Here is a 16,689-nt window from a genome sequence, read left to right on the forward strand (position 1 = left end):
CGTCTTCTTCTCCAGAGACAAGCTCGAATGGTGCGAGGGCTTGAAGAAGCGAATCATGAAATGCCCCTCTGAGTGCTGCCCGAAATCAGTGAGAGTAGGCGCAGACGTATCTCCGGCGTTAACGGACGTCGAGAGGGACGAGTAGATCGTCCAAACAGAGTGGGACCGCGCTTCGTTAGCGTCTCTGTGCAGCAATGCATGGAGGCGCTTTTTCTTATGGAGAGGAGAACAAATATGACACGGATGCGAGAAGATATCCGCAATGTGTTTGAGCAAGACCCAGCTGCCCGTAGCACGTTAGAAGTCATTTTGACATACCCGGGCTTACATGCGATTTGGATGCATCGTCTTGCCCATTGGCTTTGGAAAGCGAAGTTTCGCTTACTCGGTCGACTGATTTCGCAATTCAGTCGCTTTTTGACAGGCATCGAGATTCATCCGGGAGCGACAATCGGACGCCGATTCTTTATCGATCACGGGATGGGTGTCGTCATTGGTGAGACAACGATCATCGGAGATGATGTCACGTTGTTTCAAGGCGTGACACTCGGCGGAACGGGGAAAGAAACAGGAAAGCGTCATCCGACGATTGAAGACGGAGTTCTTGTTTCAGCAGGTGCTCGTGTCCTCGGAGACATTACGATCGGGGCATACTCTAAAATTGGAGCGAGTTCCGTCGTCCTAAAACCTGTTCCTCCGAATGCGACGGTCGTCGGTATTCCGGGACGCGTCGTCATCCAGGACGGCATGAAGGTCGAAGCACCACTCGATCATCGTTTCCCGGATCCCGTCAGCGAGTGCCAAGAGCGAATCGAAATGGAACTGGAAGTATTAAAACAAGAAATCGAACGGATCAAAGGAGGACGACGTCATGATTCAACTGTACAACAGCATGACCGGAAAAAAGGAACCATTTAAGCCATTAGAAGAAGGAAAGGTCAAGATGTATGTCTGTGGCCCGACCGTTTATAACTACATCCATATCGGAAATGCGCGTCCAGCGATCGTCTTCGATACGGTTCGTCGCTACTTTACGTACCGCGGATATGAAGTCAAATACGTCTCGAACTTTACTGATGTCGATGATAAGATCATTCGGACGGCAAACGAGCTCGGAGAAGACTACCATGCGTTAACGAAACGTTTCATCGAGGCATATCACGCGGATACGGGAGCTTTGAATGTCCAAAAAGCGGATATTCATCCACTCGTTACGGAAACGATGGACGATATCATCGCCTTCATCGAAGTGCTCGTTGCAAAAGGCAATGCCTATGCATCAAGCGGAGATGTCTACTTCCGGACACGTAGCTTCGATGACTACGGACAATTAAGCCAACAGTCAATCGATGAATTACGTGCAGGTGCGCGGATCGAAGTGGGAGAGAAAAAAGAAGACCCGCTTGATTTCGTGCTCTGGAAAGCAGCAAAACCAGGCGAACCGGCATGGACGAGCCCATGGGGCGAAGGACGACCAGGCTGGCACATCGAGTGCTCGGCAATGGCAAAGAAATACCTCGGTGAGACGATCGATATCCATGCCGGTGGACAAGACTTGAAATTCCCACACCACGAGAATGAGATTGCTCAGTCCGAAGCATGCAACTCACAGAAGTTCGCGAACTACTGGATGCATAATGGTTTCTTGAACATTGAAAACGAGAAGATGTCGAAGTCACTCGGTAACTTCCTGACAGTCCATGAAGCGATTCAAGCGGTCGATCCGATGGTCTTACGTTTCTTCATGTTATCGGTTCAGTATCGTCACCCAATCAACTACAGTCGTGAATTGATTGATCAAGCGGCAAACGGTCTCGCACGGATTCGCGAATCGGTTGCAAATATCGAACATCGCCTTGAAATGACGGCTGATCTTGGAACAGGTGACGAGAAGTGGTTGAATCGTTTAGCGGCAATCAAAGAACACTTCATTACATCGATGGATGATGATTTTAATACAGCGAACGCAGTGACAGATTTGTTTGATTTGTCGAAAGAAGCGAACTTATATCTCGGAGAAGCACATGTGTCAAAACAAGTCCTCGAACAGTTCCTCGCACTGTTCTCGGAATTATCAGGTGTTCTCGGTGTCACATTAACAGTCGACAAAGGTCTACTCGATGAGGAAGTCGAACAGTTGATTGAAGAGCGGAACACAGCACGTCAAAATCGGGACTTCGCGCGAGCGGACGCGATTCGCGATCAATTGCGTGATCAAGGTATCCTACTTGAAGATACAGCACAAGGGATGCGGTGGAAGCGCGGATGAAGAACTACAAACAACTCAACGCACTCGCGTTAGCGTACATGGGCGACGTCGTCTATGAAATTCGTGTGCGGGAGCGATTGCTTGAACAAGGATATGTGAAACCGGGCGAACTACACAAAGCAGCCGTCCGGTACGTTCGAGCGCAAGCACAAGCGACAGTCGTGACACACTGGTTGAACACGGATGCATTGACAGAAGAAGAAGCAGCGGTCGTCCGCCGTGGGAAAAATGCAAAATCTGGTTCTGTCCCGAAAAGCACCGACGTTCATACGTATCGTTACGCGACAGCATTTGAAGCATTACTTGGTTATATTTATCTTTCAGAAGGAGGAGATCGTCTTGAAGAACTCATCGGACAAGCGTTCGAATTACTCGAAGCCGAAAAAACAGACGAGTCCTAAGGCTACTGGCGCTAAGCCGAAGCCAAAAGCGCAACGTCCAGCGCAAGAGAAAAAGAAGGTTGCTCCCGTTAAGGGACAACCGGTCGTAATCGAACCGCTCGAAGAAGGGCAAGATTTCTTGTCAGGTCGTAACCCTGTCCTTGAGGCATTACGGAGTGGGCGCGAAATGAACAAGTTGTTCTTACAGGAAGGGCAACAAAAAGGACCACTCGCCGTCATCCATGCGATGGCGCAAGAAGCAGGCATTCAAATCCAGCTTGTACCTCGTTCGCGGTTAACTGGTTTAGCCGGAACGGAAAACCATCAAGGTGTCGTCGCAGCGGTTGCTGCGTATGAGTACGCCGAGCTGGAGGATATCTTTGAGCTCGCACGTCAAAAGGATGAAACACCGCTCTTGATTATGCTCGATGAACTGGAGGATCCGCATAACCTTGGATCGATCCTGCGGACGGCAGATGCTGTCGGAGCACACGGCATCATCATTCCGAAACGTCGTTCGGTCGGATTGACACAAGTCGTCGCGAAGGCATCAACAGGTGCAATCGAACATATCCCAGTCGTTCGTGTGACGAACCTGGCGCGAACGATGGAAGATTTAAAGAAACAAGGCATCTGGTTCGTCGGAACGGATGCGCGCGAAAGTGATGACTACCGGACACTCGACGGTACGATGCCGCTTGGAATCGTTATTGGAAGTGAAGGAAAAGGAATGAGCCGGCTCGTCCGTGAGAAATGTGACTTCCTCGTCCACCTCCCGATGGCCGGGCATGTCACGTCACTCAACGCATCGGTTGCTGCTTCGTTATTACTATATGAAGTCTACCGGACTAGAAAGCCGTATTCGCGATGAAGTATGATCGCCTCATCGTAGATGGCTATAATATCATTGGCGCATGGCCAGAATTTCGGACGTTGCGGGAGCAAGATTTTGAACTAGCACGGGAACGATTGATTCACGCGATGGCAGAGTACCAAGCCGTCACCGGTCTCAGTGTCACAATCGTCTTTGATGCCTACCTTCAACCAGGGCGTGAATCCCGGATGCAAAAAAGTGGGATTGACATCGTCTATACACGGGAGAACGAAACCGCGGATGAATGGATTGAAAAGGCGGCTGCTGATTGGCTACAAGACATTCGGGTCAAGCTGACGGTAGCGACGAATGACTATACGGAGCAGTGGGTCATCTTTACACTCGGTGCGCTTCGCATATCCGCACAAGAACTAAGGCGTGAGTGGAAAGCAGCTGTTGCAATCATCAAACAACAGACGACGTCTGCGAAGACGACGGCACAACCGCGCTCGAAGATTGATTTACCGGAAGACGTCATTGCCCGTCTCGAAGCAATTCGTCGACGAAAGAATTCAGATATATGATATGAACCATTCGCATGAGCGGACCACCGTTTTTCCTACTTCGGAAGAACGGTGTTTTTTTGAGAAAAGATACATTTTAGATACAACAAAAGAGGTCATGCCAATTTTCATTGTCGTACGACAGGTAATTATTGTATAATTAAAAACAATTGAACTATTCGTCAATGATGCTTGGAGGGATACAGGATGAGTTTGGTTTCGTTCGACCAGTTTGAGTGCATGACCGATGAAGCGCTTGTAGAACAAGCGAAAGAGTTCGATAACAGCGATGCGCTCGAATTTCTGATCGAGCGGTATCGAAATTTCGTACGTGCTAAAGCCCGTTCTTACTTTTTGATTGGGGCAGACCGGGAAGACATCATCCAAGAAGGAATGATTGGTCTCTATAAGGCTGTACGCGATTACCGAACGGATAAGCTCGCCTCGTTTAAAGGATTTGCCGAATTATGCATCACGCGACAGATGATCACCGCGATCAAGACGGCGACACGTCAGAAACATATCCCGTTGAACTCGTACATCTCGCTCGATAAACCAATCTATGACGATGAATCGGAGCGGACGTTGCTCGATATCATCACGTCGACTGCACCTTCTGATCCGCAAATCTTGATCATCAACCGGGAAGAATACGCAGACATCGAATCAAAGATGGATGAGATTTTAAGTGACCTCGAACGGAAAGTACTTGCGCTCTATCTTGACGGACGAACGTATCAGGAAATCTCTGACGATCTCGATCGCCACGTCAAGTCGATCGACAATGCGCTGCAACGCGTCAAGCGGAAGCTTGAGCGTTACCTCGAAGCACGAAAGATGACGGTCTAACAGAGAGGTAGATTGACCGTGATCCCTTCCTATGCTACTGTATAAATAGCGCCTTACTAGCGAGACGCCGCTCATAGGCGTTTTTTTTTACGCTCTTTTTCGGAAGGAACGTAACACAACGGAAGAGAAGAGTGGCAAAGAAGGAGGACTTTGAGATGGCGAAGAAAGTAGGCCTTGCTTGTGATAATTGCGGTGCCCGCGACTATACGACGATGAAAAAAGAGGACGTCACTGTCCGCTTGGAATTGAAGAAATTCTGCCGTCGTTGTAACGCGCATACGATTCATAAAGAAGCGAAATAAGGCTTCATCTGTCCCGATTTATTACATCCTGGAGGGAAAGTACGATGAAATTTTTGCGTGACGTATGGAATGAATTGAAAAAGACGAGCTGGCCAAAACGGAAAGAGCTGACGAAATACACATTGACGGTCATCGGTATGGTGATCTTCATGGGTGTCTTCATCTTCGGCGTCGATTCAGGGCTTAGCGCATTGATGAGCTGGTTGATTAAGTAAAAAGAAGAGGTGGCCTACCATGGAGAAACAATGGTTTGTCGTCCAAACGTATTCCGGATTTGAAAACAACGTCAAGGCAAACCTTGAACGTCGGATTGAATCCATGAACATGGACGAAAAAATCTTCCGTGTACTCGTTCCAATTGAAACGGTACAAGAAGAAGTAACGAACAAAAAGGGAGAAACGAAAATCAAGGAACGTGAAGTCAAGATCTTCCCGGGGTATGTCCTCGTTGAGATGGTCATGACGGATGATTCTTGGTATGTCGTCCGGAATACTCCGAACGTCACGGGCTTCCTCGGATCAGTCGGCGGCGGTTCAAAACCGACACCACTCCTTCCGGAAGAAGCAGAAAACATCCTTGGATCAATGGGTCTCGTCGATCTGAAGAGCCGTTACGACTTCTCACTCGGACAAATCGTCCGCATCAAAGAAGGAGCTTTCGAGAATCTCGAAGGTACGATCGAAGAGCTTGATACAGATGCTGAGAAAATGAAAGTATCGGTTGATATGTTCGGTCGCGAAACGAAGGTCGAGCTTGATTTCGCACAGGTCGATAAAATCGATTAAGTTTCCTATTGCGAATGTTTTATTTTAATGATACAATTTTTCGTGTTTGATGTTGTGCTTATTTCGATAAATAACTCGTCGAATAGAATGAGTGGGAGGACGCGCAACGTCCAATTAAACCACATTAAAGAATTAAGGAGGTGTGTCTCGTGGCGAAGAAGGTTATGAAACTCGTAAAACTTCAAATTCCTGCGGGCAAAGCAAACCCAGCTCCACCAGTTGGACCGGCACTCGGTCAAGCAGGTGTGAACATCATGGGCTTCTGTAAAGAGTTCAACGCTCGTACACAAGACCAAGCCGGCTTGATTATCCCTGTAGTCATCACGGTTTTTGAAGATCGTTCATTCACATTCATCACTAAGACTCCACCAGCAGCAGTTCTCTTGAAGAAAGCAGCTGGAATTGAGAGTGGTTCAGGTGAACCGAACCGTAAGAAAGTAGCGACAGTCAAACGTGACAAAGTTCGTGAAATCGCTGAAACAAAAATGCCAGACCTTAACGCATCATCTGTTGAAACAGCAATGTTGATGGTTGAAGGTACTGCACGTTCTATGGGTATCGTAATCGAAGACTAATGTCTTTTTGATTACCATGAACAACGATGAGGGTCGCAGGCGGATAGTTTCTTGAAGCCTGCTACCCTTTCATTATGTGGGAGGATTTTCCGCACAACCACAAAGGAGGAACCTAAAATGGGTAAGAAGTACAAAGAAGCTGCTAAGCTTATCGATCGTACGGTTTCATACGAACTCGCAGAAGCTGTAGATTTGACTAAAAAATCTGCAACTGCGAAATTCGATGAGACTATCGAATTGGCTGTTCGTCTCGGAGTAGATCCGAAGAAAGCAGACCAACAAATCCGTGGAGCAGTCGTATTGCCACACGGTACTGGTAAAACACAAAAAGTCCTCGTCTTCGCGAAAGGTGAGAAACTTAAAGAAGCGGAAGCTGCTGGAGCAGATTACGCTGGTGATGCTGAGTACATCAACAAAATCCAACAAGGATGGTTCGACTTCGATGTTATCGTTGCGACACCAGACATGATGGGTGAAGTTGGTAAACTTGGTCGCGTTCTCGGACCAAAAGGTCTCATGCCAAACCCGAAAACAGGTACAGTTACATTTGACGTCACAAAAGCAATCAACGATATCAAAGCTGGTAAAGTTGAGTACCGTGTCGACAAATCAGGTAACATCCACGTTCCTGTCGGTAAAAAATCATTCGATAACGAGAAACTCGTTGAGAACATCAACACAGTTATCGAAACTCTCGTAAAAGTTAAGCCTGCTACTGCTAAAGGTGTATACCTTAAGAACATCGCGATCGCTTCTACAATGGGTCCTGGTGTAAAAGTATCTTCAGCTGACTTCGCGAAATAATTTCGTCTAAAACGAACTTGACAACGTTCTAAGAACGCTGTTACAGTATAAAACGTTGATATATTTCGACATACCGTAGACAGAAGGTGCTCACATGGGCATAAATCCTTCCGAGGTGTTCTTGCTCAGAGAGCCTGTTTGTTCAGGTATCCTTTTTGACGATTACGCCTCCTCTGCTTTGCAGACGGAGGCTTTTTATTTGAAATCGAGCAGCCCCTCGCGCCGGTACATTTCATCTACCAGGAGGTGCAACAGAAATGGCAAACGAAAAAGTTATCGCTGTCAAAGCGGATCTCGTATCTGAGATCGCTGAGAAACTCCAAGCGAGCGCAGGAACAGTTGTCGTCGACTACCGTGGTCTCACAGTAGAAGAAGTCACTGAACTTCGTAAACAACTCCGCGAAGCGGGCGTTGAATTCAAAGTTTACAAAAACGGTCTCCTCCGCCGCGCGGCAGTTCAAAGCAACCTCGAAGGTCTTGAGGAAGTCTTCACAGGTCCTAGTGCGATCGCCTTCAGTAATGAAGACGTTATCGCGCCAGCTAAGATCTTGAACGACTTCGCTAAAACACACAAGGCTCTCGAACTTAAAGGTGGTATCATCGAAGGCAAAGTCACTTCAGTAGAAGATGTCAAAGCCCTTGCGGAACTTCCATCACGCGAAGGTCTCCTTTCGATGCTCCTCAGCGTGCTTCAAGCGCCAATCCGTGGACTCGCGGTGGCAACGAACGCAATCGCAGAGCAAAAAGAAGAACAATCTGCTTAATTTCTGCTTAGCGGGATAGGCAACCAACACAATTTTCACACCCCAACGTGGGCTAAATCAAAGGAGGAAAACCATAATGGCTTTCAACAAAGAGCAATTTATCGAAGACCTCAAGGGCATGACTGTTCTTGAACTTAACGAACTCGTAAAAACAATCGAAGAAGAATTCGGCGTATCAGCAGCAGCTCCAGTAGCAGTTGCAGGTGCTGGCGCAGGCGCAGCAGCTGAAGAGCAAACTGAATTCGACGTTATCCTTACTAACGCTGGATCTGGTAAAATCAACGTCATCAAAGCAGTTCGCGAATTGACAGGCCTCGGTCTTAAAGAAGCGAAAGCTCTCGTAGACGGAACTCCAGCACCAGTTAAAGAAGGCGTTTCGAAAGAAGACGCTGAAGCAATGAAAGCTAAGCTTGAAGAAGCTGGCGCTACTGTAGAAGTTAAGTAATTTTCTTCTTCCGTAGAAACAAAAGAAGCTCGCATTGCGAGCTTCTTTTGTTTTCATCTTTTACATGAGAGGGGAAGGAAACATGGCGGATCATTATTATACGAATGACCCTTCATCGAAGCGAGATCCGAAGACGTGGGAATACGTCTTGCGTGGTCAAACGCTCCGCTTTACATCGGATCACGGTGTCTTTTCAAAGAACGGAATCGATTTTGGTTCACGTCTTTTGATTGAGGCATTCACGGAACCGGCTGTAGCTGGAGACATTTTAGATGTCGGCTGCGGATACGGACCGATGGGCATCGCGCTCTCGAAGTCGACAGGTCGTCCGGCACACTTGATCGATGTCAATGAACGGGCGCTCGAACTAGCGGCAGACAATGCGCGCGCGAACGGTGTTTCCGTGACGACCGGTGTGAGTGACGGGTATGATGGGGTAGGCGAATCGACATTCGCAGCGATCGTGACGAATCCACCGATTCGGGCAGGAAAAACGGTCGTTCATCGTATTCTCCGGGAAGCATATGATCATCTCGTCGTTGGCGGTGAACTTTGGGTCGTCATTCAAAAGAAACAAGGTGGACCATCAGCGAAGAAATTGATGGAAGACGTATTCGGTATGTGTGAGACAGTTACCCGAGATAAAGGGTACTCGATATTTAAATCAATTCGGTCTTGACAAATCGAAGGATTTGTCGTTGACCTCATGTTGTGTCTATGATAGTATTATAAAATGCCATTGGAGTGATTTTTGGATAAGATGTTTGAAAGCAGCTGGCGTTCTCGACTACAGATGATTGAGTAGACAAGACGTCGCTTTTTTGCGCTTATCAATCAAAAAATGGCTTCAATGTTCGATATTACACCCGTCCTTCTCTATAAGAAGAAGTGGGTCTGAGAGGTGAATCAGTTGACTGGTCAACTTGTTCAGTACGGTCGTCACCGTCAGAGAAGAAGCTATGCACGTATCAGCGAAGTATTGGAACTTCCAAACTTAATCGAGATTCAAACGAATTCGTATGAGTGGTTCCTGCGGGAAGGTCTTCGTGAAATGTTTCATGACATTTCGCCGATTTCCGATTTCACAGGGAATCTTGTATTAGAATTCATCGACTACTCGCTCGGAGAGCCGAAGTATTCGATCGATGAATCGAAAGAGCGCGACGTGACCTATTCGGCACCACTACGCGTTAAAGTCCGTCTTCAAAATAAAGAGACGGGTGAATTGAAAGAACAAGAAGTCTTCATGGGTGACTTCCCGCTTATGACGGAGTCGGGAACATTCATCATCAATGGAGCGGAGCGCGTAATCGTTTCGCAGCTTGTTCGTTCGCCAAGTGTTTATTACAACAATAAGTTAGATAAGAACGGTAAGCGTGGATTCTCCGCGACAGTCATCCCAAACCGTGGTGCATGGCTCGAGCTCGAGACAGACGCGAAAGACATCGTTTATGTTCGCATTGATCGCACGCGTAAGATTCCAGTAACGGTTCTTTTACGTGCTCTTGGTTTCGGTACGGATCAGGAAATCATCGATCTTCTCGGTGATGATGAGTACCTCCGGAATTCACTTGAAAAAGATAATACGGAATCAACGGAAAAAGCCCTCATCGAGATTTATGAGCGTCTACGTCCGGGAGAGCCACCGACAGTCGAAAACGCAAAAGCGTTACTCGTGTCGCGCTTCTTTGACCCGAAACGTTATGATTTGGCAAACGTTGGTCGTTATAAAATCAATAAAAAGCTTCATCTTAAGAACCGTCTTTTCGGTCAGAAACTTGCGGAAACGCTCGTTGACCCAGAGACAGGTGAAGTCATCGCGGAAGCAGGAACGGTCCTTGATCGTCGTATGCTCGATAAAGTCCTTCCATTCCTTGAAGGATCCGTTGGTTACATCGAAGCGACGCCAACAGGCGGCGTAACGCAGGGTGAGGCTTTCAACTTACAGTCAATCAAGGTGTTCGCACCGGACGATGCTGAAGGTGAACGCATCATCAATATCATCGGTAACGGTAACATCGATCGTGACATCAAGCACATCACGCCTGCTGACATGATTGCTGCCATCAACTACTTCTTCAACTTGTTGCATGAAGTCGGTACGACAGACGATATCGACCACCTCGGTAACCGTCGTCTCCGTTCAGTCGGTGAGCTGCTCCAGAACCAATTCCGGATCGGTCTCTCGCGGATGGAACGTGTCGTTAAGGAACGGATGTCGATTCAGGATCAGAATGCGATCACGCCACAGGCATTGATCAACATTCGTCCAGTTATCGCATCGATTAAAGAGTTCTTCGGTAGCTCGCAGTTGTCTCAGTTCATGGACCAAACGAACCCGCTTGCGGAATTGACGCACAAACGTCGTCTTTCAGCACTCGGACCTGGTGGTTTGACACGTGAGCGCGCTGGTTTCGAAGTTCGTGACGTACACTACTCGCACTATTCCCGTATGTGTCCGATCGAAACGCCTGAGGGACCAAACATCGGTTTGATCAACTCGTTGTCTTCGTACGCGAAGGTCAATGAGTACGGCTTCATCGAAGCACCATATCGTCGTGTCGATCCGGAAACGGGCGTCGTCACGAATGACATCCACTACATGACTGCAGACGAAGAGGATCTCTACGTCGTCGCACAGGCAAACATGTTGTTGACGGAAGAGAAGACGTTCCAAGATTCACACGTCCTTTCACGTTTCCGTGGACAAAACTTGTCTGTCGAACCAGCACGTGTCGATTATATGGACGTTTCGCCGAAGCAGGTCGTATCTGCCGCAACGGCTTGTATCCCGTTCCTTGAGAACGATGACTCGAACCGTGCCCTCATGGGAGCGAACATGCAACGTCAGGCCGTCCCACTACTGAACCCGGAATCTCCGATTGTCGGTACAGGTATGGAGTACGTGTCTGCAAAAGACTCAGGAGCCGCTGTTGTTGCGAAGCACGCAGGGATCGCTGAGCGCGTTACGGCGCGTGAAATCCTTGTCCGTCGTACGACGGAAGTCGATGGCAACATCGTCGAAGGTGAACTCGACCGTTACAAGATTCAAAAATTCATCCGTTCTAACCAAGGAACGTGTTATAACCAAAAACCAATCATCAAAGCAGGCGACCCAGTCGATAAAGGCGAGATCCTTGCAGATGGTCCATCGATGGACGGTGGGGAACTTGCGCTTGGTCGCAACGTACTCGTCGGTTTCATGACGTGGGATGGTTACAACTATGAGGATGCTGTCATCATGAGTGAACGTCTTGTTAAAGACGACGTCTACACATCGATCCACATCGAAGAATACGAATGTGAGTCGCGTGATACGAAACTCGGACCGGAAGAAATCACACGTGATATTCCGAACGTCGGTGATGATGCCTTGAAAAACCTCGACGATCGCGGAATCATCCGTGTCGGTGCGGAAGTCAAGGACGGCGATATCCTCGTCGGTAAAGTTACGCCGAAGGGTGTAACGGAATTGACAGCGGAAGAACGTCTTCTTCATGCGATCTTCGGTGAAAAAGCACGTGAAGTCCGTGATACATCTCTCCGTGTTCCACACGGTGGTGATGGAATCATCCTCGACGTCAAAATCTTCGACCGCGATAATGGGGACGAGCTCTCACCTGGTGTCAACCAGTTGATCCGTGCTTACATCGTTCAGAAGCGTAAGATTCACGAGGGTGACAAAATGGCGGGGCGTCACGGTAACAAAGGTGTTATCTCGCGTATCCTCCCAGAAGAAGACATGCCGTACATGCCAGACGGTACGCCAATTGACATCATGTTGAACCCACTTGGGGTTCCATCACGGATGAACATCGGGCAGTTGCTCGAGCTTCACCTTGGGATGGCAGCACGTCAACTCGGCATTAAAGTCGCATCACCAGTATTTGATGGTGCGCGTGAGGAAGATGTTTGGGCAACGATTGAAGAAGCAGGTATGGATCGCGACGCGAAGACTGTCCTTTATGATGGTCGTTCGGGTGAAGCGTTCGATAACCGTATCTCTGTCGGTGTCATGTATATGATTAAACTTGCTCACATGGTCGATGATAAACTTCACGCACGTTCGACAGGACCATACTCACTCGTTACACAACAACCGCTCGGTGGTAAAGCCCAGTTCGGTGGTCAGCGTTTCGGTGAGATGGAAGTATGGGCACTTGAAGCATACGGCGCAGCCTACACGCTCCAAGAAATCCTTACAATCAAGTCGGATGATACGATCGGTCGTGTCAAAGCGTACGAAGCAATCGTCAAAGGTGAGAATGTACCACAACCGGGCGTACCGGAATCGTTCCGAGTCCTCATTAAAGAGCTTCAATCCCTCGGTATGGACGTTAAGATGATGTCTGCTGATGATGAAGAGATCGAAATGCGTGACGAAGACGAGGACAATATCCCGAACGCGACTCCAGCACTCGAAGAAGTTCAAGCGCCTGTCGCACCAGTTGTTACTGAAGAGGAATAAGCGAAAGGGAGGTCCACCCCTTGGTAGATGTTAATAGATTTGAATATATGCAAATCGGCCTCGCTTCCCCCGAAAAGATCCGTTCATGGTCTTTCGGGGAAGTGAAAAAGCCGGAGACGATCAACTATCGTACACTCAAACCGGAGAAAGACGGTTTGTTCTGTGAACGTATCTTTGGTCCAACGAAAGACTGGGAATGTTACTGTGGTAAATACAAACGGATCCGCTATAAAGGAATCATTTGTGACCGCTGTGGCGTTGAAGTCACGAAGTCGAAAGTCCGTCGTGAGCGCATGGGTCACATCGAGCTCGCAGCACCGGTTTCGCACATCTGGTACTTCAAAGGAATTCCTAGCCGTATGGGACTCGTCCTTGACATGTCACCGCGTGCGTTAGAAGAGATCATCTACTTCGCATCGTACGTCGTCACAGATCCAGGCGAATCGACACTTGAGAAGAAACAACTCCTTTCAGAAAAAGAATACCGTGCATATCGCGAGAAGTTCGGTCGTTCGTTCACTGCTGAAATGGGTGCGGAAGCAGTTCGTAAATTGCTCCGCGACGTGGAACTCGATAAAGAAGTCGCTGCATTACGTGAAGAACTTCGTATGATTCAAGGACAACGTCGTACTCGTGCGATCAAACGCCTTGAAGTCCTCGATGCTTTCCGTAACTCGGGCAACAATCCAGAATGGATGGTTCTCGAAGTGCTTCCAGTCATCCCACCGGAACTTCGTCCGATGGTTCAACTCGATGGCGGACGTTTCGCAACGTCTGACTTGAACGACTTGTACCGCCGCGTCATCAACCGTAACAACCGTCTCAAGCGTCTTCTTGACCTTGGTGCTCCGAATATCATCGTTCAGAATGAAAAACGGATGCTTCAAGAAGCAGTCGATGCCTTGATCGATAACGGTCGTCGTGGTCGTCCAGTCACTGGACCAGGTAACCGTCCACTTAAATCACTTTCACACATGTTGAAAGGGAAACAAGGACGTTTCCGTCAAAACTTGCTCGGTAAACGTGTCGACTACTCTGGTCGTTCGGTTATCGTCGTTGGTCCAAACTTGAAGATGTATCAATGTGGTCTTCCAAAAGAAATGGCCCTTGAACTCTTCAAACCGTTCGTCATGAAAGAACTCGTCTCTCGTGGCATCGCACCGAACATCAAGAGTGCGAAACGGAAAATCGAGCGCGTTCAACCTGAAATCTGGGATGTCCTCGAAGAAGTCATCCGTGAGCATCCGGTTCTCTTGAACCGTGCACCGACACTTCACCGTCTCGGTATCCAGGCGTTCGAACCAACGCTCGTCGAAGGACGCGCGATTCGCCTTCACCCACTCGTATGTACGGCATATAACGCCGATTTCGATGGTGACCAAATGGCGGTTCACGTACCACTTTCGGCAGAAGCACAAGCAGAAGCACGTCTTCTCATGCTCGCTGCACAAAACATCTTGAACCCGAAAGACGGTAAACCTGTTGTTACACCATCGCAGGATATGGTCCTCGGTAACTACTACCTCACGCTCGAACGCGAAAACGCAATCGGCGAAGGTAAAATCTTCTCGACAGTGAACGAAGCGCTCATCGCTTACCAAAACGGTTATGCGCACTTCCATACACGTGTTGCAATTCCAGCCGGCGTTCTCAAGAACCCGACATTCACGGAAGAGCAAAACGAGAAATTATTGATTACAACAGTCGGTAAGTTGATCTTCAACGAGATCCTCCCAACGACGTTCCCTTACTTGAACGAACCAACGATGACGAACCTTCAAGAAGCGACGCCAGACACATACTTCCTTGAAAAAGGAACAGATGTCGCGGCAGAACTGAAGAACCGTCCGATCATCGATCCGTTCAAAAAAGGATTCCTTGGAAATGTCATCGCGGAAGTCTTCAAACGGTTTGAGACGACAGAAACAAGCCGCATGCTCGACCGCATGAAAAACCTCGGATTCAAACACTCGACTCGTGCCGGTATCACGGTAGGGATCGCGGACATCATCGTTCTTCCGGACAAACAAGAGATTCTTGTTGAAGCGCAGGACAATGTCGACCGCGTCATGAAATCGTACCGTCGTGGTCTCATCACAGAAGACGAGCGCTATGAGCGCGTCGTTAAATCGTGGAATGATGCGAAGGATGAAATTCAGTCTCGTCTGATGAAATCCCTCAACCGTCTCAACCCGATCTTCATGATGAGTGACTCCGGTGCCCGTGGTAACGCGTCGAACTTCACGCAGCTCGCTGGTATGCGTGGACTCATGGCCGCTCCAAGTGGACGGATCATCGAGCTCCCGATCAAATCATCGTTCCGTGAGGGTCTAACGGTACAGGAATACTTCATCTCGACACACGGTGCGCGTAAAGGTCTTGCCGATACAGCCTTGAAAACGGCTGACTCAGGTTACCTGACTCGTCGTCTCGTTGACGTCGCTCAAGACGTCATCATCCGTGAAGATGATTGTGGAACGGATCGTGGTATCCGTGTCACTGCACTCCGTGAAGGAACGGAAGAGATCGAAAGCCTCTACGACCGCCTCGTCGGCCGTACTGCATTCGAAAACGTCGTTCACCCAGAAACAGGAGAAGTCCTCGTTTCGACGAACGAACTCATCGATGAAGACATCGCTCGTGTCATCACTGACGCTGGTGTCGATAACGTTGAGATCCGTACTGCCTTCACATGTAATACAAGCCATGGTGTTTGTAAGAAATGTTACGGACGCAACTTGGCAACAGGCAACGACGTCGAAGTCGGCGAAGCTGTCGGTATCATTGCGGCACAATCAATCGGTGAGCCAGGAACGCAGCTTACAATGCGTACCTTCCACACAGGTGGGGTTGCCGGGGATGATATCACACAAGGTCTTCCGCGTATCCAAGAGTTGTTCGAAGCGCGTAACCCGAAAGGTCAAGCGGTCATCTCGGAAATCGATGGTCAAGTCATCGACTTCACGGAATCGCGCGACAAACGTGAATTGACGGTCCAAGGACTCAGCGAAACACGCACATACACGATCCCATTCGGTTCGCGTCTACGTGTTCAGCTCGGGGACGAGGTCAAAGCCGGTCAAGTCTTCACGGAAGGTTCGATCGATCCGAAAGAACTCTTGAACGTTAAAGGTGTATCCGGCGTTCAGAACTACTTGCTCCAAGAAGTTCAAAAAGTATACCGGATGCAAGGGGTTGAGATCGGTGACAAACACGTCGAGGTCATGGTTCGCCAAATGATCCGTCGCGTACGTGTCATCGAGTCTGGTGAGACTTCACTCTTACCAGGTTCGCTTGTCGATATCAGCACGTTCAAGGAAGCTTGTAAAGAAGCGCTCCGTAACGGGAAAGCTCTCGCTTCGGCGAAACCAGTTCTTCTCGGTATCACGAAAGCGTCGCTTGAAACAGATTCATTCCTATCGGCTGCGTCGTTCCAAGAAACGACTCGTGTCCTCACGGATGCAGCGATTAAAGGGAAGAGCGACTACCTTCGCGGCTTGAAAGAGAACGTCATCATCGGTAAGTTAGTTCCAGCTGGTACTGGGATGTCACGTTACCGTCAGATCGATCTCGAAGTAGCTGGCGAAGCACCTGTAGAAGCCGATTCTCCGGTAGAATAAAACGCCTTGACACGTCGGTATGGCGGTGCTACTATGATATAGTGTTGCCA

At 48.7% G+C, this 16,689-nt stretch carries 16 protein-coding genes and 2 other annotated features (1 of these 18 running past the window's edge); all 16 genes read left to right on the forward strand.

The features are described 5' to 3' along the window. Positions 1-189: a binding site (T-box leader), on the forward strand; it begins 30 nt to the left of the window's first position. Between the two features lie 27 nt (positions 190-216). The 16 genes from cysE to rpoC all read left to right on the forward strand — a co-directional run bounded on the left by cysE (position 217) and on the right by rpoC (position 16,639). Further along, a complete protein-coding gene (gene cysE / locus K6T22_RS00570; protein ID WP_283205694.1) occupies positions 217-918 on the forward strand; it encodes a serine O-acetyltransferase in 702 nt (233 codons plus the stop codon). Continuing rightward, positions 872-2,269 (forward strand): cysteine--tRNA ligase, encoded by a 1,398-nt coding sequence (gene cysS, locus K6T22_RS00575; protein WP_238238395.1) that lies wholly within the window; start codon positions 872-874, stop codon positions 2,267-2,269. The genes cysE and cysS overlap by 47 nt, the downstream gene beginning before the upstream one ends. Further along, positions 2,266-2,670, forward strand: coding sequence for a Mini-ribonuclease 3 (locus tag K6T22_RS00580; RefSeq protein WP_023466600.1), 405 nt, complete (start codon positions 2,266-2,268; stop codon positions 2,668-2,670). Before cysS ends, K6T22_RS00580 begins: the two co-directional genes overlap by 4 nt. A 166-nt stretch (positions 2,671-2,836) precedes the next feature. Next, positions 2,837-3,520 (forward strand): 23S rRNA (guanosine(2251)-2'-O)-methyltransferase RlmB, encoded by a 684-nt coding sequence (gene rlmB, locus K6T22_RS00585; RefSeq protein ID WP_410503217.1) that lies wholly within the window; start codon positions 2,837-2,839, stop codon positions 3,518-3,520. After that, positions 3,517-4,047 (forward strand): NYN domain-containing protein, encoded by a 531-nt coding sequence (locus K6T22_RS00590; RefSeq protein ID WP_238238396.1) that lies wholly within the window; start codon positions 3,517-3,519, stop codon positions 4,045-4,047. The genes rlmB and K6T22_RS00590 overlap by 4 nt, the downstream gene beginning before the upstream one ends. A gap of 186 nt (positions 4,048-4,233) precedes the next feature. Next, the gene (gene sigH / locus K6T22_RS00595; RefSeq protein WP_029343084.1) at positions 4,234-4,875 is read left to right on the forward strand and encodes an RNA polymerase sporulation sigma factor SigH; all 642 of its coding nucleotides are present in this window, start codon (positions 4,234-4,236) and stop codon (positions 4,873-4,875) included. Positions 4,876-5,030: 155 nt separating this feature from the next. Next, complete coding sequence (rpmG, locus tag K6T22_RS00600) at positions 5,031-5,177, forward strand: 50S ribosomal protein L33 (protein ID WP_023466603.1); 147 nt, start codon at positions 5,031-5,033, stop codon at positions 5,175-5,177. Between the two features lie 44 nt (positions 5,178-5,221). Further along, on the forward strand, positions 5,222-5,392 hold the full coding sequence (secE, locus tag K6T22_RS00605; protein WP_023466605.1) for a preprotein translocase subunit SecE: 171 nt from the start codon (positions 5,222-5,224) through the stop codon (positions 5,390-5,392). 19 nt (positions 5,393-5,411) lie between these two features. Then, complete coding sequence (gene nusG / locus K6T22_RS00610; RefSeq protein ID WP_023466607.1) at positions 5,412-5,963, forward strand: transcription termination/antitermination protein NusG; 552 nt, start codon at positions 5,412-5,414, stop codon at positions 5,961-5,963. Between the two features lie 149 nt (positions 5,964-6,112). Further along, complete coding sequence (gene rplK, locus K6T22_RS00615) at positions 6,113-6,538, forward strand: 50S ribosomal protein L11 (protein ID WP_023466609.1); 426 nt, start codon at positions 6,113-6,115, stop codon at positions 6,536-6,538. Positions 6,539-6,655: 117 nt separating this feature from the next. Next, a complete protein-coding gene (gene rplA, locus K6T22_RS00620; RefSeq protein ID WP_023466610.1) occupies positions 6,656-7,342 on the forward strand; it encodes a 50S ribosomal protein L1 in 687 nt (228 codons plus the stop codon). Between the two features lie 55 nt (positions 7,343-7,397). Next, positions 7,398-7,549: a sequence feature (ribosomal protein L10 leader region), on the forward strand. A 50-nt stretch (positions 7,550-7,599) separates the two neighbouring features. Further along, the gene (rplJ, locus tag K6T22_RS00625) at positions 7,600-8,106 is read left to right on the forward strand and encodes a 50S ribosomal protein L10 (protein ID WP_053451745.1); all 507 of its coding nucleotides are present in this window, start codon (positions 7,600-7,602) and stop codon (positions 8,104-8,106) included. Positions 8,107-8,182: 76 nt separating this feature from the next. Further along, complete coding sequence (rplL, locus tag K6T22_RS00630) at positions 8,183-8,551, forward strand: 50S ribosomal protein L7/L12 (RefSeq protein ID WP_023466613.1); 369 nt, start codon at positions 8,183-8,185, stop codon at positions 8,549-8,551. 82 nt (positions 8,552-8,633) lie between these two features. Next, a complete protein-coding gene (locus K6T22_RS00635; RefSeq protein ID WP_023466614.1) occupies positions 8,634-9,230 on the forward strand; it encodes a class I SAM-dependent methyltransferase in 597 nt (198 codons plus the stop codon). A 231-nt stretch (positions 9,231-9,461) separates the two neighbouring features. Further along, positions 9,462-13,019, forward strand: coding sequence for a DNA-directed RNA polymerase subunit beta (gene rpoB / locus K6T22_RS00640; RefSeq protein WP_053451758.1), 3,558 nt, complete (start codon positions 9,462-9,464; stop codon positions 13,017-13,019). A gap of 20 nt (positions 13,020-13,039) precedes the next feature. Further along, positions 13,040-16,639, forward strand: a complete 3,600-nt coding sequence (gene rpoC, locus K6T22_RS00645) for a DNA-directed RNA polymerase subunit beta' (RefSeq protein ID WP_238238397.1) — start codon at positions 13,040-13,042, stop codon at positions 16,637-16,639. The last annotated feature ends 50 nt before the right edge of the window (positions 16,640-16,689 follow it).

Origin of the sequence: Exiguobacterium acetylicum (assembly GCF_022170825.1) — a bacterium.
Classification (GTDB): Bacteria; Bacillota; Bacilli; order Exiguobacteriales; family Exiguobacteriaceae; genus Exiguobacterium_A; species Exiguobacterium_A acetylicum_B.

Excerpts from the sequence above, each read along its gene's own strand:
- cysE (WP_283205694.1), top strand. The coding sequence starts at position 217 with ATGGAGAGGAGAACAAATATGACACGGATGCGAGAAGATATCCGCAAT.
- cysS (WP_238238395.1), top strand. The coding sequence starts at position 872 with ATGATTCAACTGTACAACAGCATGACCGGAAAAAAGGAACCATTTAAG.
- K6T22_RS00580 (WP_023466600.1), top strand. The coding sequence starts at position 2,266 with ATGAAGAACTACAAACAACTCAACGCACTCGCGTTAGCGTACATGGGC.
- rlmB (WP_410503217.1), top strand. The coding sequence starts at position 2,837 with ATGAACAAGTTGTTCTTACAGGAAGGGCAACAAAAAGGACCACTCGCC.
- K6T22_RS00590 (WP_238238396.1), top strand. The coding sequence starts at position 3,517 with ATGAAGTATGATCGCCTCATCGTAGATGGCTATAATATCATTGGCGCA.
- sigH (WP_029343084.1), top strand. The coding sequence starts at position 4,234 with ATGAGTTTGGTTTCGTTCGACCAGTTTGAGTGCATGACCGATGAAGCG.
- rpmG (WP_023466603.1), top strand. The coding sequence starts at position 5,031 with ATGGCGAAGAAAGTAGGCCTTGCTTGTGATAATTGCGGTGCCCGCGAC.
- secE (WP_023466605.1), top strand. The coding sequence starts at position 5,222 with ATGAAATTTTTGCGTGACGTATGGAATGAATTGAAAAAGACGAGCTGG.
- nusG (WP_023466607.1), top strand. The coding sequence starts at position 5,412 with ATGGAGAAACAATGGTTTGTCGTCCAAACGTATTCCGGATTTGAAAAC.
- rplA (WP_023466610.1), top strand. The coding sequence starts at position 6,656 with ATGGGTAAGAAGTACAAAGAAGCTGCTAAGCTTATCGATCGTACGGTT.
- rplJ (WP_053451745.1), top strand. The coding sequence starts at position 7,600 with ATGGCAAACGAAAAAGTTATCGCTGTCAAAGCGGATCTCGTATCTGAG.
- rplL (WP_023466613.1), top strand. The coding sequence starts at position 8,183 with ATGGCTTTCAACAAAGAGCAATTTATCGAAGACCTCAAGGGCATGACT.
- K6T22_RS00635 (WP_023466614.1), top strand. The coding sequence starts at position 8,634 with ATGGCGGATCATTATTATACGAATGACCCTTCATCGAAGCGAGATCCG.